This is a genomic window from Leptospira paudalimensis, assembly GCF_026151345.1.
GTDB lineage: Bacteria > Spirochaetota > Leptospiria > Leptospirales > Leptospiraceae > Leptospira_A > Leptospira_A paudalimensis.
Genome location: NZ_JAMQPR010000001.1, coordinates 2,117,499 through 2,140,649, shown reverse-complemented (window position 1 = coordinate 2,140,649; position 23,151 = coordinate 2,117,499). Strand labels below are relative to the sequence as shown.

Sequence of the window (23,151 nt, the reverse complement as noted above, 5' to 3'; positions counted from 1 at the left end):
GTGAAAGAAAAAGAAAAAATCATAGTGGCGATGAGTGGTGGCGTAGACAGTGCTGTTGCAGCAGGCCTTCTCATGGAAGAAGGTTACGATGTCATTGGTGTCAATCTTAGGACTTGGGAATACGAAGCACCTGCTTGTGATACCACTAAAAAATCCTGTTGTTCCCCAGAAGACATTCGGGATGCCCGTGATGTAGGTCTTTCTTTAAACATTCCGTTTTACGTCATCAAAATGGAAAAGGTATTTGGAGAACGAGTGATCGATCGTTTTATCAGCGATTATAAAGATGGACGAACACCAAATCCTTGTGTAGAGTGTAACACCTTTGTGAAGTTTGGTGCTTTGTTTGAACAAGCCAAAAAATTAGGAATTGATAAAATCGCCACTGGCCATTATGCACGAGTGATTGAAGTGGATGGTAGGTATGCCATTCGGAATGCAGTTGATATGAAAAAAAACCAAACGTACTACCTGTACGGTTTGTCCCAAGAAAATATCAAAAATACAGTTTTCCCTTTAGGTGAGATGGACAAGGCACAAGTCCGAGAAATCGCCAAACGTATGGGGCTGCCCGTTGCCGAAAAACCAGAGTCACAAGAAATTTGTTTTATCCCAGAAAACGATTATAGGTCTTTCCTTAAAAAAAAGGGAATTCAGTTTACCCCAGGATTTTTTAAATTAGCTTCTGGCCAAATCATTGGCAAACACCAAGGAAAGGAAGGTTTCACCATTGGCCAAAGAAAAGGCCTTGGGATCGCTTGGAAAAATCCACTCTATGTTCTTTCCATTGAAGATGATGGAACTGTTATATTAGGAGAGGAAGAAGAAACTGTTTCTGAATCTTTTGTTTTAGAAGAAATCACCTACCAAGCATTAGAACCTCTGTCTCCAGGACAATCTCTTGAGATGAAGGTACAAATTCGGTATAGAAGTGCACCTGTTCATTGTAAGGTGACTTCACTTGGTGATACTTGGAAAGTTGAATTTTTAGAAGATGTAAAAAGTGTAACACCTGGTCAGTCCGCTACGTTTTATCCAACAAACGGAGATTATCTATATGCCGGTGGAATCATCCAAAAAGGTTCCATCACACGTAAAGTGAAATCAAACATTGAAGTTTCTAGGGAGAGTGTTCCCATTTGAAATCAGTTGAAGGAAAAACAATCCTCATTATCGGAGGAGGGTTGTTACAGGTTCCCATCATCCAAACAGCAAAAACAATGCGTTTGCATACAGTTGTTGCTGATATGAATCCCACTTCGATTGGATTCCAAATTGCTGACGAAACTATTCTCATGTCCACAAAGGATGTGGAGGGTATGGTACGTGAGGCTAAGAAATTTTCCCAAAAAACGACTATCCATGGTGTGATCACAGCAGGTACAGATGCAAGTATGACAGTGGCCGCTGTTGCCTCTGCTTTACAACTCCCTGGCATTCGATTTGTTGATGCAGAAGCTGCATCCAATAAAGTGAAGATGCGAAAACGCCTAAAAGAATTTGGGCTTCCCATCCCTCGTTTTGCACCTGTGTGGTCGATGCAGGACGCAAAAGATGCGTTAGATGAATTAACCTTTCCTCTTGTCATGAAACCAGCTGATAATATGGGAGCTCGTGGTGTGATTAAGGTCACAAACCGTGACGACTTACAAGTTGCCTTCCGTCATGCAAAACGGTTTTGCCCCACAGGTGAATTGATTTTAGAAGAATACATGGAAGGACCTGAACTCTCAGTTGATGCTTTAGCATTCCAAGGCCAAATCCATATGACAGGGATTGCCGATCGTATCATTGAAAGAGAACCATATTTTATCGAAGTAGGGCATAACATGCCTTCGGCGATGCCAAAAGATGTATTGGATGAAGTGGAACGAGTGATGGCAGGCGGGATGAGAGCACTTGGAATCCACTTGGGCGCTGGGAAAGGTGATATAAAAGTCACAAAACAAGGTGTAAAAATTGGAGAGATTGCCGCTAGGCTTTCTGGTGGTTTTATGTCAGCATTCACCTATCCTTTATCAACAGGGGTGAATCTAAATCGGGCCGCACTTCTCATCTCACTTGGAGAAACACCAGACAATTTAGAGCCAGTTGTCAATCGAGTGTCCATTGAAAGATCCTTGCTTTCCAAACCAGGAAAACTGATTTCCATACGTGGTGTAGAAGAAATCAAAAAAATTGAAGGTGTATCCGAAGTTTTTTTGCAATCCAAACCTGGAGATATTATTAAAGAACCGACAAATAACATTGATAAGTCGGGTCACGTGATCATTGTTTCTGATAGTTTAAAAGAAGCAGAACTCGTTTTTGAAAATGTAAAACAAACCATTGTTTTTGAGGTAGATGAACAATTTTCGATCACCGAAAAAGAAATGGGAGACCAAGCTCGGATTCGATTTGGAAAGGATATATGTTGGGTCTGTAAGGTTTGTGATGGGAAAAATTGTGCATCTGGGATACCTGGAATGGGTGGTGTTGGCCTTATGGAAACATTTCAGGATAATCATGAAGCTCTTTCTGAATTTAAAATCCTACCTGGTTACATTCGCGATCATGTAAGTCCAGACATTCATTCCAAATTTTTAGGTTTTGATTTAAAAACTCCGATTATGGCCGCACCGATGACTGGTGTGGGAACCAATATGAATTTTGTGATGACCGATGCAGATTATGCCTTAACTGTTGTTCGGTCCTTTGCACAAAATGGAAGCCTCGCTTGGCTTGGTGATGGTGCTTCTCCAGAAAAATACAAAATCATGTTAGAGGCACTTAAAAAAGTTTCTGGAAAAGGAATTCTCATTTGTAAACCAAGGGAAGATGAATTCTTGCTCCTCGAACGATTTTTACAAGCGGAATCGGACGGAGTGTTCGCCATCGGGATGGACATCGATGCTGTGAATTTTAAAACCATGGTTCAGAAGAATTTATCGAGTGTCACAAGACCTCTCGAGAAACTCATGAAACTCCGAGAAAAAACGAAACTTCCTTTTATCTTAAAAGGGATCATGAATGAAGAAGATGCAAAATTAGCAGTGGAAGGTGGATTCTCAGCAATTGTTGTATCGAATCATGGTGGTCGAGTTTTGGATGGAATGCCTGGAACTGCCAGGGTGTTACCTAAAATTGCGGAAGCCGTTAATGGAAAAATCCCAGTCCTTGTAGATGGGGGAATTCGTTCCGGTATGGATGTGTTCAAAATGTTAGCTCTTGGGGCATCCTCTGTCCTTGTAGGGAGGCCAGTTGCCATTTCACTTGTTGGTGGGGAAGATGCGGGGATACGATTTCTTTTACAAAAATATTCGGAAGAACTAAAACAGGCAATGAGTGTGACTGGCGCAAAAACTTTAGTGGACATTAAGCGCTCAATGTTGCTTCATAAACTACACGGTTGAGTATGGATAAAGAAATCAAAGACCCTGAAGGTATTTTGAAGGTAATTACTGCTTTATTTGGAAAATTGCCAGCTTATATCGTAAACTCAGAAAAAGAATTTCCAGTCAAAATCATTGCACTCAAAAACAAAGCACTCATCATCAACACCAATCTAAAGTTCCCAACGCGGGAACGTGTTCTTACTGTTGTACATAATGGAAGCAAATTTTTAGCACATTTTAACCTAGCAGGTGGAGATGGTAATGGTATCGAAATCCTAACGCCTGTTAAGATTCAAATCACTACTGCTTCTAGACAAGGAACAAGGGTCGAGGTAAGCCAAATCCAAACTGGCATGGTTGTGACCAACATAATCAATGTTAACGATGTATCCAAAGCCATTGGTTTTGATGATAAAAAAGTCGATGCCATTTTACTTGCATACCGAACGAAACTGGCAAAAGCTTTCCCACTATCTTCCATTTTTTTTGCAGGAAGGATGGATAACCGTCTTCGTTTGATGCACCATTATGACAAAGATATCTTCATTGTAGACCGAAAAGAAAAATCAACAGCATCACCCGCTTTTTTCCCTTTTGATGAATACCTACGGATTTTCGAAAATTCCAAGATCCCTGATAATTATACTTCTGAGATTTGTGTTCCCATTAAATACAAAGGATATGTTCACCTAGGGTATGTTCAGGTTTTATCGGAAAAACCACTTGATTCTGAAGTGTACAAACAAATCCAAACTTTTGCAAATGCAGTGAGTCGAGATATCATTAACACCGGTGTGTTCCAAGAATCTAGAGATGTTTGCCAAGTGATGGACTTAAGTATGGGAGGGATTAGTTTTATCCATGCGCCTTCCCGTTCTTTTTCTAGGTCTGTAACGTTAAATGGCACCATCCTTTTTGATTTGAACTTGGAAGCTGGTAAAAAAGTAACCATTCGTGGTATCATTAAAAACATCAGAAACCAGGAAACAAACTTTCGGGTAGGATGCCAGTTCTACAACCTAACAGAAAAAGATACAGAGATTCTCGAAGATTTTTTGAATGTTGGAAAAGAAGAAGTTCCGAATCCTGAAGAACAAGGAACACAAGAAAATCCAAATTCTGATGGAAGCGAAAGGGAACAAATTGAAGAGAATTTAGATTCCACTTCAACTACTTCTGAAGGTGAAAGTTCACAAACAGTATTGGAAGAAGGATCAGAAGGAGATCCATTTGCCAACCATATGGATGACAACTTTACAGAGAATCCAGAAGATCCCACATAAATGACTTCGTATCAGTCTGTCATTCGTCCTCCCTATGTTGGGAAAACGGTGATCTCCTATCTCGCACAAAAATTCCCTTACCACAGTAAAGAAGAATGGGAATTTTTAATCGCAGAAAATCGTATTAAAGTGCAAGGTGATATTGTAACTGCCAACAAGCAATTGTTAAATGGTGATGTCTTGGAATACCAACCAATTCCAGGAAGGATTCTTGAACCAGAAGTGGATGAAAATTATTCCATTTTGAAAGAAACAGATGAGTTTCTCTTTGTGGAAAAACCTGGCAATCTTCCGATGCACCCAGCCGGTCGTTATCGGACCAAAACTTTACTCAGTTTTTTAGAAACCAAATACCCTAAAATCATCCCTGTCCACCGTCTCGACCGCGAGACATCCGGGATTGTCATTTTTGCAAAATCAGAAGAGAGTAGGATGTGGCTCCAGAAAAAATTTGAAAATAGGGAAGTATATAAAGAATACTTTGCAATCGTTTCGGGAAATCTATTAACGGAACAAAAGTTAGATGGCTATATTGGAAAAGACATTCATTCTGCTATTCGAAAAAAAATGATTTATTCACCTGATGAATTTTTTGGTTCAAAAACATCTCAAACTCATTTTTTTCCCATTTTATATAACAAAGACAGGGACATGAGTTTGGTCCTTGTGAGACCCATTACAGGAAGGATCCACCAAATCCGTGCTAGTCTATTGTATTTGGGGTATCCTATCTTGGGGGATAAGATGTATGGAAAAAGGGAAACTATTTTTTTAGATTTTGTTAATTTTGGTATGACCGAAGCCTTAAAAGAAGAGTTGGTTTTTGAAAGGCAAATGTTATATGCATATAGCATTCGTTTTGTGGATGAAAGAACTAACCAAGTTATACATGTTCATTCAAATCCAATCGCAGAAATGGATATTTACTTCCCAGATTGGAAAAACTATGTCCCATAGATTTTAATAAAAATCCAACTCAAGATTTACCTTTCCTCCGATCTTTTAAGAAAGAAAGAGGAGGCTTTTGCAAAGGATGGCAGGAGCAGGCAGATTACTTAAAGATTCGGATAAGTTTATTTTTGGTGAGTTTTGGACAGCAAAACAAAGACAAGGACATCCAATCCATCATACCGTTAGTTATAGAGCATCTTTTAAACCAGAGCTTCCTTCTTTTTTTATGAAGGAATTTCTAAAAAAGAAAAATAGAGTCGTATATGATCCGTTTGGTGGACGTGGGACAACCGCGATCCAAGCGAATATCGAAGGTCATGCAGCGATTCACAATGACATCCATCCACTTTCTATCTTTTTAGCAAGTGCGAGACAGTATGTTCCGAAACTAGTTGATTTGGAAAAAAAATTAAACTCATTAGATTTGGACAAAGAAGTGGAAGAAGATCCATTTGATGTCAATTTGTTACCTTTTTTCCATCCTAAAACCTTGAAAGAGATTAAAAATCTTAAAAAATACATGGCAATCGATGTTTCGGTGGAAATGAAGTTTATTTCCCTCATCGCATTGTCTAGGTTACATGGACATAGTACAGGATTTTTTTCCGTGTATACTTTCCCACAAGTCTCAATCCCGCCAGAAGCTCAGGCTAAAAACAATGCCAAAAAAGGGATTTGTCCAGAATACCGGCCGATCAAACCTAGAATTTACCAAAAGATGAAACGTGATTTGGCTTTACCCATTCCGCCTTTTTATCATGAATTTTCTAAGAACAATTTGTACTCTTTGAATTCGGCAAATTCTGTTCCCAATGTTGGATCAGAATCTGTGGATTTGATTGTTACCTCTCCACCATTTTTAGATAAAGTTGACTATGAAGGGGATAATTGGTTACGCCACTGGTTTTTAGACTTAGAAAAATCAAAAGACCGTAAACTCAGTATTTTTAGTAATATCAATGATTGGAATGAATTTATACGATCTACACTGAAAGAATCGGCACGTGTATTGAAAAAAGGTGCTTATATGGTGATGGAAGTGGGGGAAGTAAAAAAAGGGAATTCGATACTGTACCTAGATGAAGATGTGGTTCGAATGGCGGAAGGAACTGGTCTTGTTTGGAACAAAACCTATGTCCATACCCAAAGTTTTACGAAATTGTCCAATTGTTGGCAAGTTTCCAATAATGAAAAGGGAACAAATTCGAACCGTTGTGTCGTTCTAAGGAAAGTATTATAAGTCTAATGGATATGAACTGGAAATTTGTAACGTCCTTGTTTGTTTCGATTTTAGTCTTTGGATTTGTTGGATGTAATGAGTCGAAGGAAGTCCAAGTTGGTGAACCAATTGAATCACATCCCATTGAGGTTTCCATTAAAGAAAAATCAGTAGGTAAATATGAATTGGAATTGTATTTACCAAAAGATTTTGGATTTCAAATAGAAGCTCCTCATCGAATATTTTTATCAGGTTCGGAAGGACTTAAAGTAACAGCGGCAGAATTAAAACTAACGGGACCTATACACCCAAAAAAACCAGAATACTTTGAATTTGTAAAACCCTTAACCTTCCAAGTGGAAGGAAAAGGGAAATTGTTAATGGAAGGAAAACTATTTTATTGTAACTTTCTTAAGAATATTTGTATTCCAGCAAAAGTTACAAAAACCTTTTCCATTTAATCACAGTTATTCTAAATCTTTTGTCACAAGGCGTTTTAAGTTTGGTTTTTGGATTTGATAAAGGAAAAAGTACCTGCCACCAATTGAAACGTTTTTGTTGACGATTTTTCCTTCTTTCGAGATTTCTCTCAGTTCTTTTTTCCCTTTGTCAGATAAGTTGGGAATGGTATATGTTTTGAGTAGGTTGAGCGATTTTTGTTCTGCAATTGACTTAGCTTCTTCTTCCCTTTCTTTTTCTGTTGGGAGAACACTCGAAACAGCTACTTGGAATAAACTTTCTGATATAAATCCTTCTTTTGCTTTAGTAAATTCAATGACGAGTGGTGACTCTTCTGGTTTGGTTTCTATCGTTTCTTTGGGTTCATTTGTTTCTTTTACTTCTTTGGATTTGCATTGAAAAAAAAGAAAAGAAATCGAAATTGATAGCAATGCAATTGTTAGGTGTTTGTTCATCTATTGTATCCTGAAATCAGAGATCGGTGTTTTTTCCACACGTTCCATTAATTTAGGTTGGATATTTCGGAATAGGAAAGCACATTTTGTAGGGTCGGAGTAATCTTCTTTGTATAAGTGTAAACTGTCGAAAAACCAGGCAAAGTTGTGAAGGTTTTCTTTGTCGTTCTTTTTTTGATTTTGGGGAATCCCCCTAACTCCGTCTAGGTTTTGGTTTGGATTGGATGTTGGATTTGCGTTACTGGTTGAGCTTGAACTTTGTGTACTCTGCGGAACAACCGTTTGAGTCGTAGAGGTGGTTGTCACAGTCCCTGTGGCAGTAGTCATCTGAGGTGCGTTTGTCACTAGTCTCGTTTGCCGATCTTTACCTTCTAATGACTTTCCATAAGAATCAAGTCCATCTCCCCATTGGTGTTTCTGTCTCTGGATTTTGAGAAGGAATGGCAAACTTAGGCTTTCTCTTTCTATGAATGCTCTTTTTTTACAGTCTTCTCTTCTTTCTTTTCCTGCTATCTCACGATAGGTGACGGGAATCTCTACTTTGATTTGGAAAAATTCCCTCGAGATAAAACCTTCATCCGATTCGTTTTGTAAGGCACGTTCCACATAATTGGGATCGGCGATCGTAAAGAGGCGGCAGGAACAAAAGAGACTTAAAATTAGAAGTTTACGAACCATTTCCAACTTCAAGACTAGTAGATGATGTCGAAATTACGAATCTTTTTCCTTTGTTTCCTTCTACAATTTTTACCTCTTTTTTCAGAGGATTCTTTTTTTGGAACTTCCGAGACCCAATTCCGTGAAAAAATCAAAACCATCCAATTAGAAAATGGACTGACGGTTGTGATGATGAAACGAGGAACCTCGCCGACAGTTGCACTTTATATCAAATTTTTGGTGGGTGCTGTGGATGAAACACCAGAGGAAGCAGGGACCGCGCACTTATTGGAACATATGCTTTTCAAAGGAACAAAGTCAGTTGGCACAACTGACTTTGAAAAGGAAGAAAAATACCAAAAACAAATCGAAGTTTGGGGAACGGAACTCGACAATTTAAAATTACAAAAAAGGGATTTGTTAACAAGAGGGGAGATAGTTCCCACTTCTTTGGAATCTGAAATCGAAACTTTAAACCGAAGGTTAAAAAATCTCATCCAATTACAAGATGAGTTTATCGTCAAAAATGAAGATTCCTATATTTATGAACAAAATGGAGAAGTAGGATTTAATGCCTACACTTCACAAGATGTTACCAATTACCAAATCCAACTTCCAAACAACCGCATCGAAATTTGGGCAAAAATTGAATCGGACCGTTTAAAAAATCCCATTTTACGTGAATACTATACAGAACGTGATGTTGTCATTGAAGAAAGAAGGATGAGAACTGATGATAGTGGAGCAGGTGTTTTGCGAGAAAAGTTTTTTTCTTTAGCATTTGAAAGCCATCCCTACCGAAAACCTGTCATTGGTTATTCTACTGGACTTCCATTCCTAAAAATTGATGATACTAAGGAATTTTTTAAAAAACATTATACGCCAGATAGAATGGTGATTTCCATTGTGGGTCAATTTGACATGGAAGAAACGGAATCAATCATCCGAAAATATTTTTCCGATCTAAAACCTGGTAAACCAAGACCCAATAACAAAGTAGAGGAAAAATCATTTCCTGGCGAAAAACGTTTTAAGGTGTACCATCCATCTGGTAGTCAAATGATGATGGGTTGGTTAAAACCACCTTATCCTCACAAAGATAATTCCAGTTTTGATGTTCTTTCTACAATCTTAACTTCTGGAACTGGATCACGACTTTATAAACGTTTGGTTTTGGAAGAAAAATTAGTACTTAGCATTGGTGCTGCCAATGGTTACCCAGGTGAACGGTACCAAAATTATTTTGTATTTTTCATTAAACCAAATGAAGGGGCAAACATTGAAAAAATTGAGTCCATCATTTGGGAAGAAGTGAACCGCATTAAAGAAAATGGAATTCCAAAAGAGGAATTAGATAAAGTCAAAAACCAAATGGTATCGGATTTTATCAAAACTTTGGATGAAAATGGAACCATAGCGGACTTACTTAGTTATTATCAGTTGTTATATGGAGATTGGTCAGGTTTGTTCAAACAATACCAAACCATTATGAATGCATCTAGTAGTGAAATCCAATCATTGATTCCCAAATACCTCACGAAAGAAAATGTTGTCATCGGTGTATTAGAGGATGTAAGGAAAAAATAATGATGAAACGAATCTTAATCTTACTGATTGTTTGTCTCTCTCCCTTGTTCGCACGAGAAATGGGAGAATTTGTAAAAGATATCCAGATCAAACCTTTACAATTCGATGTTCCAGGAATTTCTTCTTCCACAAATCCTTCTGGAGTAGAAGTATTTTCATTAAAGAATTCTGAGTTCCCTATTGTGTATGCGGATATTTTCATCTACCATGGAAAAAAACATTTAGGATCTCGCCCTGTCGAAATTGCGAGAATCTTGGAAGATACTTGGGAATTGTCTGGTTCCAAAACATATCCAAAAGAAAAATTTTTAGAAACCTTGGAATTTTACGGGGCGTCTTTTTCCGTTTCAGTGGATTACGAAAAAACAATCGTTAGCCTTTCCTATTTAAAGAAAACTGAGTCGATTGTATTACCAGTGATCCAATCATTTTTCCAAAATCCGAATTTGGATGAAACATTATTAAAGGTTACGAAAGGGAAGTTAACGGAAGAAATCAATCGAAGGAATGATAACCCTTCGGCATTAGGGAGTCGGAAAGCGAAAGAAGCATTGTTTCGCGGAACCATTGCTGGCACTTCCATGAAAAAAGAAAATATAAATGCAGTGAGTTTGGACGAACTACTCACTTTCCAATCGCAGATCCTTGCTGAATCAAAAAGAAGGTTACTCATCACAGGTGATTTTGATCTAAAATCTTGGGATGGATTTTTTTCGAATCTACCAAAGACGATCCAACCGAAAGAAGAAATGATCACACCTTCTATTTTAAGTGCGAATGTAACAAAAGAAGGGAAAGAAATTCGTTTGGTAACAAAAGACGTGAACCAAACGTTCATTTCCATGATGGGAGTTTTACCAGAACACAACCATCCTGATTTTTATGCGATCCAAGTATTGAATTATATCATAGGTGGTGGTGGGTTTAACTCATATTATATGAGAGAAATTCGAAACAACCGAGGGCTCGCTTATTCCGCAGGTAGTAATACTGATTTTCAGGAAAATTATGGAACCATCCAATTTTACGCCATGACAAAGTCTGAATCAGCAAAAGATGTTTTATCCCTAATGCAAGAACTCATCCAACCAAAACTGATCAATTCACTCACAGAAGATGAATTGTTACGTGCAAAGAATGCAATCATCAATCAGTTTGTCTTCCAATTCGAAGATGATAAACGAACTCTATCAAGTGAAGTGAGAAGGCGTGATCACAAAATGCCAGAAGGTTACTTACAAAACTTTCGTAAAGAAATAGAAAATGTAACTCTTGCTGATTTAAAACGAGTTGGTAAACTTTATTTCCAATCTGATAAGATGATCACAACCATAGTTGGTCCCAAATCGCTGATGAGTTTTTGGAAAGGTTCTGTTACTCTCATCCAACCAGAAGATTGATGTTAACAGCAAGTTTTGAATACAAAGGAATTAAATTTGAAGGGATCTCCGAAGGTGGGATCCGCACTTCCATCATTTGTCCATCTCTTGACTTTATGTTTGATTTTGGATACATCAATCCTGATAAAATTCATATTGGTAAAATCCTTCTTACACATGCACATTTAGACCATTCTTGTGGAATCCCATATTATGTTTCGCAAAGAAGCCTTCGAAAACTGCCAATACCGAAAATTTATGTACCCAAGGCACTTGAACCAAAACTTTCTCAAATCTTAAAACTTTATTCCGAAATTGAAGAATTTGATTATGAATGTGAACTTTATGGTCTGAATTTTGGGGACAGAGTGGATTTAAAACCTGGATATTTTTTTAAACCATTAGAAAGTTTTCATAGAGTTCCATCTCAAGGTTATACTGTATACGAAACCAAACGAAAGTTAAAGAAAGAATTTTTATCCCTTCATTCAGATGAAATTCGGAAATCAAAAGAAAACGGCAATGATCCTACAGAAGAAATTTCAATCCCACTTGTATCCTTTTCAGGGGATTCCAAAATTGAATATGTGTTGGCCAACGAAGATGTCAGGAAAAGTAAAATCCTCTTTATGGAATGTACCTATTATTGTGAGAAACGAGATGTGAGTCGAGCTAGGGAGTGGGGCCATACCCATTTTGATGAAATAGTCGAACATGCTTCCTCCTTTGAAAATGAAGCAATTGTCCTCATCCATCCCTCTAAACGTTACAGTTATCGTGAGTTAAACGATCTATTGAGAAAAAAAGTCCCGGCCATTTTAAAGGATCGAATCTCTTTATTTTTACCTCCTAAATCATGAAACCAAGACCTAGCATTTTCATCGAAGGTTTAGAACCTTTTATCGACACAGATCTTGTATGCAAACCTAGTCCAGTGTTTTCGGAAATGGAATCCTATGCCAAAGAAAAAAACATACCAATTGTGACCGCAGCAACGGGTGGGGTTTTGTCCCATTTGGTTTCCTTTCTCAAACCAAAAACGATTTTAGAATTAGGGACTGGCCTTGGTTACTCCACACTTTGGATGGTATATGGATCAAAATCTTCAAAGATCATCACGGTTGACCGTCATGAAGAACAAGCCCAATTATTGGAAGTGTATGCTGAAAAGATGGGTATCAAAGACCAAATGGATGTTACTCGGGTGACAGGTTCTGTTTTGGAAACTTTGGAAGAGGAAACGATTTGGATCGATACGGATTTTTATTTTGTGGACTGTGATAAAATCACCTACCCAAAGATCTTCCAAACCCTTTGGCCGAAGGCAAAAAAGGGTGCCAGTTTTGTTTTTGATAATGTTCTCTGGCATGGGCGAGTTTTGCATCCAGATCCCAAAAAACCATCCGATATGGCAGTGATGGAACTTTGGAATGAGGTGAAATCCCAAGTTTCGGAGTATACCTTGTTCCCCGTCGGAGACGGTTTACTCTTTTTTCGGAAGTAGAAAAAATAGTAGTCAAACCTAGAACTTTTTGTGTATTCTGCTCCTTGGTTTAAGGAGAAACGTTTCGTGTTAAAAAAAAGTTTTTTGATTCTGTCTATGGTTTGTTTGAGTCTTTCGGTAACGGCACAGGAATCAGGTGCACCTGAAAAAGGAAAGGAATCCTTTGAAGAATTAGACAAATTGGACCAAGGAACCAATTTAGAACGAAAACAATATAAAAATATTTCGGAAAACAATAAAGACAGAGTCATCAATTCGATTAAACTCTTAACAATTGTTACGGCAAACTTTGGAGACGAAGTTCCGGATTCCAAAACAGCATTAGATAAAATCAAAAAAGACTACCAAATTGTATTACGTTATTACTACCGAAGAGCATATATTGCATCTGGGAAAGCAATGGTAATTCTTGAAAAAGACATCAATACTCTACTTGGTAAATTTGTGAAAAGTTACGATACCAAAACTCAAAACTTACTTGCTGAGTGTGCGGATACAATCACAGGACAAGAACAAGCACAGTTGGTTGATACTTCGACAGAAGGTGTAAAACCAGTTGTACCTTACCGTGAAATTGCGGAAGCACAACAAAAACTAAGAATTGCATATGGACAACTTGGATTAGCGACAGATATGATTAGGGATGACCGTTACTACGACGCTATCGTACATTACCGAATCGCAAAAGACTATGGAATCAAAATCTTAACTGATTTTAAAGAACAAGAAGCTGATAAAAAAGTGATCACCGATAAATATGCAAAGGATCTTGTTGATAACAAAAATCAAATCGTAAGCCAAAACACAAAATAATCACTTCAAACTTTTCTTTTCTCCGCTCGCTATAGGGCGGAGAATGGCACAAGCGTGTCTCAATCTTATCTACACTACCTTTCGCATTTACTTCGATTTTTCCCAGTTTGTTGTTTCTTTTTTACTATTTCCTTATTTTCGGAACCAAGTTTTCGGATCGTGATTGATCCAGGACACGGTGGTGTTGCAAAAGATCCAAAAGCTCAACATGGAGATAAATATGACAGTGTCACTCAAACATTTTTAGAAACTTACAAACAAGGCACAGAACATGGAAGTATTACGGAAAGAAAAGTTGTCCTCGATTTAGCAAAAGAAGTTCATAAGGTTTTAAAATTAACTGAAACCGAAGTCGGTTGGAAAGAATTCGAAGGTTATCTCAAACTATTTTCCAAAAAAAATGAATTCACCCGCGTGAAACTCATAAGCCACCTAACAAGAGAATCCTCGTTTGACGATGATGCCTCTTCTGATGATCCAAATGCACCCTACCGGCTTTATGATTTTCCCGATCCCAAATCAGGAATCAGGAAAAAAGGTAGGTTGTCTAAAATCAATGAACTAAAACCACATTTGGTTTTATCCCTCCACTTAAACCCAGCCAGCAAAGGCCAAAAAGGAGGAATGGCAGCAGTCCTCACTCCTGGGTACAAAACCTTTTCTAATCTAAAAAAAATATCTGAAAAACAAAAATCCCCGAATTCCTTTTTGAAAGGACCATGGTCTGATTGGCTTATTTTCCAATCGGGATGGAGTAAATTGGAAAATGCCACAGCCGATACTTGGATTTACCTACATGGGTATTGGTCCAAAAAAAATGGAAAAGAAACAGACCTTTCTAAGTTTGAAGGTTACCGCCAAAACATGATTAGTTGGAAGTATGCTGATGATCCCAATTGGGAAAAAAATATTGGGAAAAAAGGTCCTTATGCCAAAACACATGAAGAGTTTTTAGAATCCGGACGCTTCTGGGAACGCGAAATGGGAAAAAAGGAAGAGTGGAGGAGGGAAGGTGGAAAAGAGGGATTTGGAGGTGACAACCATTATGTGACAAGAGAACTGATGAGGTTTGTCCAATACGGGCTTCCCATTCAGTTAAAAGAAAAAGATTCTCCTTATCCAGAACTTGGTCCCATCCAAAAACCATATATTTCTACATATAGTTTGCCAACTTATACAAATGCCCTTTGTGCTTTTATTGAAATCGGGTATGTGAACCGTAACCGTGATATCAAATACTTAACACAAAACAAAAAGGAAACTGCCATCTCGCTTGCAGTCGGCATCTATTCTTTGTTTGTTGGTCTTGATGTGAAAAAAAATTCAAACCTACCTTATAATCCCAAAGGAAAAAAAGTAAATTGGGAACGATATGAATCCTATTTTGAAGACGTATTATAATTGTAACTGTATATGAAGCCAAAAAAAGAAACTTCTAAAGTATTACACCATCCCTTATTCCCTGAGTTTATCCAACTCTACCAAAATTCATTGGTGTCTCGTTATTCAAAAGAAAACTTACAAAATTATCAAGAATTCCATTCTATATCCGAAAAAACAATTCACGAACTCCTAACGTTTTTTTTGGAGTATTTGTATCCATCTTATGAAAAGAGAAAAAAGTTAGATGCCGCCTTTGACGCGTTATCTGGATTTGTAAACCATCCATCTAAAATATGGGGGATACTCGGCAACTTAGCTATGTCGATCTTTCGGTTTGGAAAACATTTTCCCATGGCATTAAAAGCTGGGATGTCTGCACTGCATTCCTATGTGACAGCACATAGTTTTGAAGAAGAATTGGTGTTGGCACTAGATGCACAAGAGAATCCGAAAACATTTTTAGAATCCCACCTTGCCATGGAGAAACTCATTTCCTATGTGGAAAAAGAGAAAGCAGATGCATTTCGAAAAGATGTTTGTGCTCTATTTTCGATTTTTTCTGATAAAGAACTCGTGCGAAAGATCGTTTTGATTATGGAAGATATCCTTCTGAAGATGGAATCAAAACATTCCCTTTATTCGGAGAATGATAAAAATGGAATTTCACTTGGAGTTTCGATTCTAAAGGAAGGACAGAAAATTTTTGATTTGTTAGAGAAACAAGAGATGGTTCTCGTTTTACAAGCGATTGATAAAATCGAAAACGAATTTTATCAAAAAGCTTGTGCGAGATTTCGAACTAAATAACTTTTGGTACCGATGGCCGGAATCGAACCGGCATGATGTTACCATCGGTGGATTTTGAATCCACTGCGTCTACCAATTCCACCACATCGGCATAATCAGTCTTCAGCTTCGATATATTTACCTTTTCCGCGGGCCACTATTTTGCCGATCTCATTTTCAATTTCAGCACGGTTTTCGATGATTTTTTTGTTCTTTTTCACAAACCATCCACGTAAGTGAAGAGGTTCATTCACCTTTGCAGGTTGTAGGAAACGAATGGTAAGTTCCCCTGTTGTGGTTTCGAAATTCATCGCTTCATTGATCTTGACCATGATCTCATCAAGGATGGTTGAGATAATCCCTGGATGGATTTGATCTGGTAAACCCTGGTATTTTTCGGGGCAGGTGTAATCACCGAAGGCAGTTTTTGTGTCTTCATCGAATGTGATTTTTAACTGCAACCCGTCTGCATTGTCCGGAGAGGAGGCAAAGCTGAGATTTTTTTTCGCAACGGATTTCATGCCACCATGGAACGCAAGAAATTCTCTTGTGTCAAGCAGAAAAAGAACTTGCGGTCAGTTTGGCTTAAAAAGCCTCGTAAAATACTTGGAAATGCAATATTCTTTGCTATTTTCTTAAGTTACGGCTCTCTAAACCTCGAAAATAAAGAGTAGAACCCTTATATGTTAACAACCCTTATGATGTTACTCGGTCTCTCTGGTGCTGGCGCCGATCTCGATGAGATCTCTCGTCGTGAAGGGAGTGGTGAGTCCGGTGCGTCACTGAGTCCTAGGCAAAAACGTAGACTCAAACAGAAGCAAGGTGATGAAACTGATGAGCCAGAAGCTCCCAAAAAAGGTGGCGGGCGGTCTTCCCGAGAGAAAGGGAACAAACAAAATAGGGGTGAGGAACTTGGTTTCCAAACAGATACCAAAAATCCAAACTCGAAAGCAAAATCATTATCCGAAAAACTATCAGACCTACCAAACTTTGAAGATGATTTCGACGAACCAAGTTTAGGTGGTGATGAAAATCAAAAATCACCAAGACGGAAACGAGAAAAACAAAAACCACCTAAATCACTAAGTGATCTTCCGTTAGGTGACTTTGGGGAAGAAAATCCTGAAGTTGATGATTCACCGTCTAGGCCTAGACGAGAGAGTCCTGAGATTAGTTTCTCAGCAGATGATATCATCTCTAAAAATTCGAAATATAGTTTCCATCGAAGGCCTCTTCTAAATGCGGAAGCACTTGTCGAAGCGGAACAAGTTGAGGAAGCAATTGAGATCTTTGAGAGGACTGGCAATCGTATCCCTGATGCTGACATCAAAGAAAAAATCAAAAAAAACATTCAGGATTTAGAAGAGTTTTTAGAAGACAATCCTGAAAAAGGATCTGGTGAAACTGGTAAAGATGGAAAACCCCAAGACAAGGATTCTGCGAAAAAAACCAAGCCAAAACCACCAGGGAATTTAGAGAAATCAGACAAAGATTTAAGTGATTTGGTCCATGCTTTAAAGGAAGTATCCGAATTATTTGCCGAATCAATTGCTCGTGCCATTCAATTTGCACAAAATGCACCTCCACCTAACTTCCCTAATTTGCAAAGAGAACCAAATGTTTCTCAACCTCCACAAAATTTGGGAGAATTTCCTCCACCTCCACTCCCAAAAGGAAAAAGTGATCCGCAACCTCCAAGTGGTCCACAAATCAACCAAACAGTTGAAGGTGGAAACCAATTGGTTCATCCCATTGTGTATCAGTTTTTACAATCAAGTCCACAATCTCCTGGTGTCATTGATCCAAAACTTTTACAAAACCAAGACCAATTATTACAATCACTAAACCAAGGTTTGACCGCTGGGGGATTAACATCTTCTCCATCTGGTATTCCTATGGCACCAGCAGGTTCGGGAATTGTTGGTCCATTTTTTGTTCCCCCAGAGAGTAAACAAAAACCAGAAGAAGAACGAAAACCGTTCGACTTACAAGAATTAGCGGAACAAATTTCTAAAAAAGATGTGTCCGAACTGGATTTACCAGAAGATACATTTTTTTCCAATGATTGGAAACAGTTTAAAGACTTACCTCTCGTGGACAGAAGGTCAGGAGAGGAACGAAGGAAAAGTCCAGACCGAAGATCTAATTTAGCGGGAAGAAAGGATAGACGATCAGGTGTTGATCGTAGGCAAAGAGACCGGTTTAAAGAACGAGAAGAGTTTTTAAAAAACCAAGCTCTTCAAAAATTAGAAACAAAAGCAAAAGAGTTAGAACAAAGAGGGGAAGAGGCTTCCCTCAATGATTTACTGAAACCCTATTTTCCGGAACAACCCAATTTAAAATTACCAGAATCTTGGGACTTAGAACCCATTGGATTACCAGATCCCAATGACCTCCGTCGGGATGAAAAAGAACCACTGCTTCATCCAGACGAACGAAAGTCATCAGAAGAAGAACCGAATTGGTTCCAAGATACTACAGATTCTTTACGTAAAGAGCTCGAACTCCCAGATCCCGTTGACCCACAAACTGATGAATTAATTTCTTCGAAGGTGGATCTCCCAGAAGCAGTTGATCCTAACAAACATAAGTCGGAAACCATCATTGAAACAGATATGCCAATTCAGGTGGAGCTTACCAATAGGCCACTCGTTGCAGACGATATCAAGATTGGTTTACCAGATGCAGACGAAGTATTTCGGGATCGCAAACGAAAAGAAGAGGAAGGGGAAACAGAAGGTCCGTTTTTTGATGATGTAGACGGCCCTGACATTGAAATTGTCGACGGGGATTTGGGAGAGATCGCAGAGGAAGAATCCCCCATCCCTCTGGATGAAATGGCTGAAAAAGCCACAGAAGAGGAACCAGAAAAAATCATCCACGGGGTTTTGGAACTAAAACCTCCCGAAGCAGATGATGCACCTTTTTTAACGCTGACTTATGACTTTGGAAAGATCCCACATGCATTCCGTTTGTCGAAGAATTATTCGATTATGGAATACTCCTATTATAAATACAAACCAATGTTAATGAAGGCTCAAGAGTTTGCTCGTCGTAAGATGTTAAAAAATGCTTTGAACTATTACCGAGTCATCAAATCACAAAATATTCCTCCCGAACTTCGTAAGATGATTAACCGTAACATTCGGGACATCACTGAGTTTATGGAAAAATTCTTAATGGCCAAAGGGAAATAACTATTGACAACTTTATTATATTTTATCAGTCTAACAAACGTAGTAGAGGTATACTCCCATGAGATTGCGGCTTAAATCAAATAGGTAAGCAAAATAAAATACTAAATCCACACTTCTCCTAATCTCTTTAGGACGAGACATGCTTACCTATTCCCTATTTGGAAAAACAGGAGCTTGTCGTATGTCCCATCATATCACCATTCAAAATGTATCATACCAATACGAATCACAGTCTGAACCACTATTCCAAAACCTAAACCTTCATTTTTCGAAAGGTTGGACAGGGATTGTCGGAAAAAACGGAAGTGGAAAATCCACTTTAGCTAAAATCATTGCTAAAGAAATCCTTCCCGACAAAGGGTTCGTTTTGGGAAACGAATTTGTTTGTTCTATCTCGCAAGGAACAGAAGTTTCAGAGAAGGAACTAACTGATTTTCTTTACGATGATTCCAAAGAGTCCGGATTTTGGAAGAGTTTACTCGAAATCAAAATGCAATCGGTAGAGGACTATGAGTTTCTCAGTTTTGGTGAAAAACGAAGGATTCTTTTGGCAATGGCTTTGTCAAAAAATTCGGATGTATTGATTTTAGATGAACCCACAAATCATCTGGATTCCAAAACTGAGCAAATCATTCGAAATGCCATTTTGTATTACCAAGGGATTGGAATCCTCATCAGCCACGACAGGTCTTTGTTAGATGAGATTGTTACCTCTTGTGTATTTTTAGAAAAAAATTTCTTTTCCCAGCGGCCAGGAAATTATTCCGAAGGCAAAAAAGAAATAGAAAGAGAAGCAGAAGAAAGGATTCACAATTGGGAAATTGCAAAAACGGAACGTAAAAAACTGGATGCCGAACTGAAACGAAGAAGGGAGGAAGCAAGTCTCTCTCATAAACATAGATCCAAGAAGGGACTTGATCTTCATGACCATGACGGCAGGCAAAAAAAGAACTTAGCCCGAGTGACTGGTAAAGATGGCCAAGCAGGCCGATTGAAAAACCAAATCGAAAGAAGAACTGAACATTCCAAACTAAAAGAAAGACAAATTTGGGACAAACTTCCAGAAAAAGAAAATTTAGGAATTCTGTGGAATAGTGTTCCTTCCAAACGAAGCACCTTATTTATGTTTGATGGTGAATCGCTCTCTATGGATATTCTGTCTTTGTCACTTGCCTCCCATTTGGTAATCCTTCCTGATTCAAAAATTGCCATCACAGGCTCCAATGGTGCAGGTAAGTCCACACTTCTCAGATATTTAGTGAAAACTTTCCAAGAGAAAGGAATTTCTTATTTGTATCTGCCTCAGGAATTTTCAAAAAACGAATTAAACATTTTACTTTGGGAATTTCAAAATTTGCCGGATGAGAAAAAGGCCAAAGTGCTTTCGGGAATTCACCGACTAGGGAGTGATCCCAAACGGTTTTCTGAATCAGAATCTCTCAGTCCAGGAGAAGGGAAAAAACTTTACCTCGCACTGCATCTGGAAAAAAGTCCAGAGGTACTTTTATTAGACGAACCCACTAACCATTTAGATCTCAAATCTTTGGAAGCTTTAGAAACTTCTCTGGCCAAACTTGGTTCTGCCCTTGTGGTGGTCAGTCACGACCGGAGATTTGTAGAAACATTGGCCAAGGAAGAATGGTGTTTGGAAAACTTGTCGCTTGTTCAAAAACATCTAGACAGAATCTAATCATTGTACTTAGAATAATTCTAAGGAGTGACTTTATGCCACAAGTGACATCACATGCCCCAGATTTTAAAGCAACCGCTGTCATCGGGGACAGTTTTAAAGAAATCAAATTGTCAGATTACAAAGGAAAATGGGTGGTACTGTTTTTCTATCCACTCGATTTTACATTTGTATGTCCGACAGAAATTATTGAATACGATGCAAAACTCGAAGATTTTAAAAAGATCGGAGCTGAGGTTTTGGGAGTATCTGTTGATAGCGAATTTTCACACTTAGCTTGGAAAAAAACGCCTAAAAAAGAAGGTGGTATCGGAGAGATTAAATACCCACTCATTGCAGACAAAACAAAAGAAATCGCAAAGTCTTTTGGTGTTCTCATTGAGTCAGGTCCTGATGCAGGAGTTGCGCTTCGCGGAACTTTCATCATCGACCCACAAGGTATCATCCGCCAAGCAACTGTTAACGACCTTCCAGTAGGACGTAACATTGAAGAAGCACTCAGACTCATCAAAGCGTTCCAATTTGTGGAAAAACACGGTGAAGTTTGTCCTGCAAACTGGGATGAAGGGAAAAAAACGATGAAAGCGGATCCTACTGGATCAAAAGCTTACTTCGCTTCTGTCAATTAATTGCAATTTCTCTAAATGAGAAAATGGGAGAACCAATGGAATCTACAACAAACATAGAAAAACCGAATGTCGAATTTTACCAAGCTGATAATTTTCCGAAGGGTTTGACACGAAAGGTTGTAGAGTCCATCTCCCATATCAAAAAGGAACCGACATGGCTTGTCGAATTTCGTCTGAGAGCCTTTGAGGTGTATGAACAAAAACCAATGCCAACCTGGGGTTTTATCCCTCAGTTCCAAATCAACATTGATGATTATGTACATTATGTAGGTTCCAACCAGAAAAAGAAAAAATCATGGGATGAAGTGGATCCGGAAATTCTCCGTAGTTTTGAAAAACTAGGAATCCCTGAACACGAACGGAAATACTTAGCAGGAATCGAGACAATGAACGATTCCGAAACCATTTATGCCAATGTCAAAAAGGAACTCACTGATTTGGGAATTATTTTTTGTGACATTGATACTGCCATCCGCGAATACCCAGAACTCGTTCGCGAGTATTTGGGAACTGTTGTTACCATTGGTGATAATAAATTCTCAGCCCTCAACTCTTGTGTTTTTAGTGGTGGGTCATTTGCTTACATTCCGAAAGGAGTGAAAACTCCTATGCCGCTTCAGGCATATTTCAAAGTAACAGCTGCTAGTTCTGGACAATACGAACGCACTCTTCTCATTGCAGATGAAGGTGCCCATTTGGAATACAGTGAAGGTTGTACTTCTGTCCAAGATAAGGGTACGAATTTCCACACAGCTGTTGTGGAACTGGTTGCTAAAAAGAATTCTAAAATCTTCTATACCACCATCCAAAACTGGAAAAAGAATATGTATAATTGGACAGTGAAACGTGGGTTATGCGAAGAGGCAGCTCACATCACATGGACTGATTGTAATATTGGCGCCAATACCATCAAATACCCAGGGATCATCTTACAAGGGGATCATTCCACGGGAGATGTACTTTCACTCGCATTTGCTGGGAATGGCCAAGTGCAAGACACGGGAGCCCGGATCATCCATGTGGGAAAAAACACAAGGTCCAATATTTTAGCAAAAGGGGTTGCCCTTGACGGAGGGATCAATTCTTACCGAGGTCTAGTTAAATTTGAACCATCCAGTAAAGGATCGTACAGCCACATCAAATGTGATGGTCTTATGATGGACAACCGTTCCCAGTCTCATGCTTATCCATACAACGATGTGTCAGGGGAAGAGGGAACTCTCAACTACGAAGCGACTGTTTCCAAAATTGATGATGACCAATTGTTTTACCTTCAGTCTCGAGGTATGTCAGAAGACGATGCAAAACTACTCATCATCAATGGCTTTTGTGAAGGGGTCACCAAACACTTAGATGTAGAATATTCGGTTGAGATGACAAAACTCATTCGAATGATCCTGGAAGACGGAAAAGTCATCTCCGAAACTTAAAAAACCAAAACAAGGTTTATCGTTTCAATACCAGAACCCAGAGGCTTACACTTGCGATGAGTAGGCCAAGGCTTTCTCTCACTTCTTCCACTTCCATTCCAAAATAAGGTGCTTCGGTCATATAAAATACTGATAGAACCAAATACAAGGGAATGAGAACAATTCCCACCCATCTTGGCAATCGACGGAAAAAACGAACAGTAGCAAGGATTCCTACGATTGCATAGAGCGGAAACCATAAATACGGATCTGGATCGTTCAATTGCAAATAAGCAAATAAAAAGAATATGGGAATACAAATGAGGGAAAATAGTTTCATCACAGTTTCCAAAGTTTTTTGATTGCGGATACAAAT

At 38.6% G+C, this 23,151-nt stretch carries 21 protein-coding genes and 1 tRNA gene; 17 read left to right on the top strand and 5 right to left on the bottom strand.

What is annotated here, in order from left to right:
* From mnmA to mpl17, 6 genes are all read left to right on the top strand, one after another.
* Positions 1-1,143: a tRNA 2-thiouridine(34) synthase MnmA gene (gene mnmA / locus ND855_RS10000; RefSeq protein WP_265358215.1), complete on the top strand. Its 1,143-nt coding sequence runs from the start codon at positions 1-3 to the stop codon at positions 1,141-1,143.
* Positions 1,140-3,392: an alpha-hydroxy-acid oxidizing protein gene (locus tag ND855_RS09995; RefSeq protein WP_265358214.1), complete on the top strand. Its 2,253-nt coding sequence runs from the start codon at positions 1,140-1,142 to the stop codon at positions 3,390-3,392. The genes mnmA and ND855_RS09995 overlap by 4 nt, the downstream gene beginning before the upstream one ends.
* 2 nt (positions 3,393-3,394) lie before the next feature.
* On the top strand, positions 3,395-4,657 hold the full coding sequence (locus tag ND855_RS09990; protein WP_265358213.1) for a PilZ domain-containing protein: 1,263 nt from the start codon (positions 3,395-3,397) through the stop codon (positions 4,655-4,657).
* Positions 4,658-5,614 (top strand): RluA family pseudouridine synthase, encoded by a 957-nt coding sequence (locus tag ND855_RS09985; protein WP_265358212.1) that lies wholly within the window; start codon positions 4,658-4,660, stop codon positions 5,612-5,614.
* A gap of 76 nt (positions 5,615-5,690) precedes the next feature.
* Entirely contained in the window at positions 5,691-6,848 is a 1,158-nt protein-coding gene (locus ND855_RS09980) for a DNA methyltransferase (RefSeq protein WP_265359376.1), read from the top strand.
* Between the two features lie 11 nt (positions 6,849-6,859).
* On the top strand, positions 6,860-7,288 hold the full coding sequence (mpl17, locus tag ND855_RS09975) for a cell surface protein MPL17 (RefSeq protein ID WP_265358211.1): 429 nt from the start codon (positions 6,860-6,862) through the stop codon (positions 7,286-7,288).
* Positions 7,289-7,294: 6 nt separating this feature from the next.
* Here the strand turns inward: mpl17 and ND855_RS09970 are convergent, their stop codons facing one another.
* Together ND855_RS09970 and ND855_RS09965 are read right to left on the bottom strand one after the other, a co-directional pair.
* On the bottom strand, positions 7,295-7,741 hold the full coding sequence (locus ND855_RS09970; RefSeq protein WP_265358210.1) for a lipoprotein: 447 nt from the start codon (positions 7,739-7,741) through the stop codon (positions 7,295-7,297).
* Positions 7,742-8,419, bottom strand: a complete 678-nt coding sequence (locus ND855_RS09965; RefSeq protein ID WP_265358209.1) for a hypothetical protein — start codon at positions 8,417-8,419, stop codon at positions 7,742-7,744. It lies immediately after the preceding gene.
* Between the two features lie 21 nt (positions 8,420-8,440).
* Here ND855_RS09965 and ND855_RS09960 point away from each other — a divergent pair, with 21 nt between their 5' ends.
* The 7 genes from ND855_RS09960 to ND855_RS09930 all read left to right on the top strand — a co-directional run bounded on the left by ND855_RS09960 (position 8,441) and on the right by ND855_RS09930 (position 15,871).
* Positions 8,441-9,985: a M16 family metallopeptidase gene (locus tag ND855_RS09960; RefSeq protein ID WP_265358208.1), complete on the top strand. Its 1,545-nt coding sequence runs from the start codon at positions 8,441-8,443 to the stop codon at positions 9,983-9,985.
* Positions 9,986-9,987: 2 nt separating this feature from the next.
* A complete protein-coding gene (locus ND855_RS09955; protein ID WP_322113568.1) occupies positions 9,988-11,385 on the top strand; it encodes a M16 family metallopeptidase in 1,398 nt (465 codons plus the stop codon).
* Positions 11,385-12,224, top strand: coding sequence for an MBL fold metallo-hydrolase (locus ND855_RS09950; protein WP_265358206.1), 840 nt, complete (start codon positions 11,385-11,387; stop codon positions 12,222-12,224). Before ND855_RS09955 ends, ND855_RS09950 begins: the two co-directional genes overlap by 1 nt.
* Positions 12,221-12,868: an O-methyltransferase gene (locus tag ND855_RS09945; protein ID WP_265358205.1), complete on the top strand. Its 648-nt coding sequence runs from the start codon at positions 12,221-12,223 to the stop codon at positions 12,866-12,868. Before ND855_RS09950 ends, ND855_RS09945 begins: the two co-directional genes overlap by 4 nt.
* Positions 12,869-12,934: 66 nt before the next feature.
* Positions 12,935-13,681 carry a hypothetical protein gene (locus ND855_RS09940; RefSeq protein ID WP_265358204.1) on the top strand — a complete coding sequence of 249 codons (747 nt, stop codon included), beginning with the start codon at positions 12,935-12,937 and terminating at the stop codon, positions 13,679-13,681.
* A 126-nt stretch (positions 13,682-13,807) separates the two neighbouring features.
* Positions 13,808-15,082 (top strand): N-acetylmuramoyl-L-alanine amidase, encoded by a 1,275-nt coding sequence (locus tag ND855_RS09935; protein ID WP_265359375.1) that lies wholly within the window; start codon positions 13,808-13,810, stop codon positions 15,080-15,082.
* 12 nt (positions 15,083-15,094) lie between these two features.
* The gene (locus ND855_RS09930) at positions 15,095-15,871 is read left to right on the top strand and encodes a hypothetical protein (RefSeq protein WP_265358203.1); all 777 of its coding nucleotides are present in this window, start codon (positions 15,095-15,097) and stop codon (positions 15,869-15,871) included.
* Positions 15,872-15,875: 4 nt separating this feature from the next.
* Here the strand turns inward: ND855_RS09930 and ND855_RS09925 are convergent.
* Positions 15,876-15,962: transfer RNA gene (locus tag ND855_RS09925), tRNA-Leu, on the bottom strand.
* Between the two features lie 4 nt (positions 15,963-15,966).
* Entirely contained in the window at positions 15,967-16,371 is a 405-nt protein-coding gene (locus ND855_RS09920; RefSeq protein ID WP_002973585.1) for a PaaI family thioesterase, read from the bottom strand.
* Positions 16,372-16,533: 162 nt separating this feature from the next.
* Here ND855_RS09920 and ND855_RS09915 point away from each other — a divergent pair, with 162 nt between their 5' ends.
* The 4 genes from ND855_RS09915 (at position 16,534) to sufB (ending at position 22,796) form a co-directional block, all read left to right on the top strand.
* Complete coding sequence (locus tag ND855_RS09915) at positions 16,534-19,047, top strand: hypothetical protein (RefSeq protein ID WP_265358202.1); 2,514 nt, start codon at positions 16,534-16,536, stop codon at positions 19,045-19,047.
* 181 nt (positions 19,048-19,228) lie between these two features.
* Positions 19,229-20,737: an ATP-binding cassette domain-containing protein gene (locus tag ND855_RS09910; protein WP_265359374.1), complete on the top strand. Its 1,509-nt coding sequence runs from the start codon at positions 19,229-19,231 to the stop codon at positions 20,735-20,737.
* Positions 20,738-20,772: 35 nt separating this feature from the next.
* Positions 20,773-21,366, top strand: coding sequence for a peroxiredoxin (locus tag ND855_RS09905; protein ID WP_012388348.1), 594 nt, complete (start codon positions 20,773-20,775; stop codon positions 21,364-21,366).
* Positions 21,367-21,401: 35 nt separating this feature from the next.
* Positions 21,402-22,796, top strand: a complete 1,395-nt coding sequence (gene sufB, locus ND855_RS09900) for a Fe-S cluster assembly protein SufB (RefSeq protein ID WP_265358201.1) — start codon at positions 21,402-21,404, stop codon at positions 22,794-22,796.
* A gap of 16 nt (positions 22,797-22,812) precedes the next feature.
* Here the strand turns inward: sufB and ND855_RS09895 are convergent, their stop codons facing one another.
* On the bottom strand, positions 22,813-23,115 hold the full coding sequence (locus ND855_RS09895; protein WP_135651898.1) for a transmembrane 220 family protein: 303 nt from the start codon (positions 23,113-23,115) through the stop codon (positions 22,813-22,815).
* Positions 23,116-23,151 lie beyond the last annotated feature (36 nt).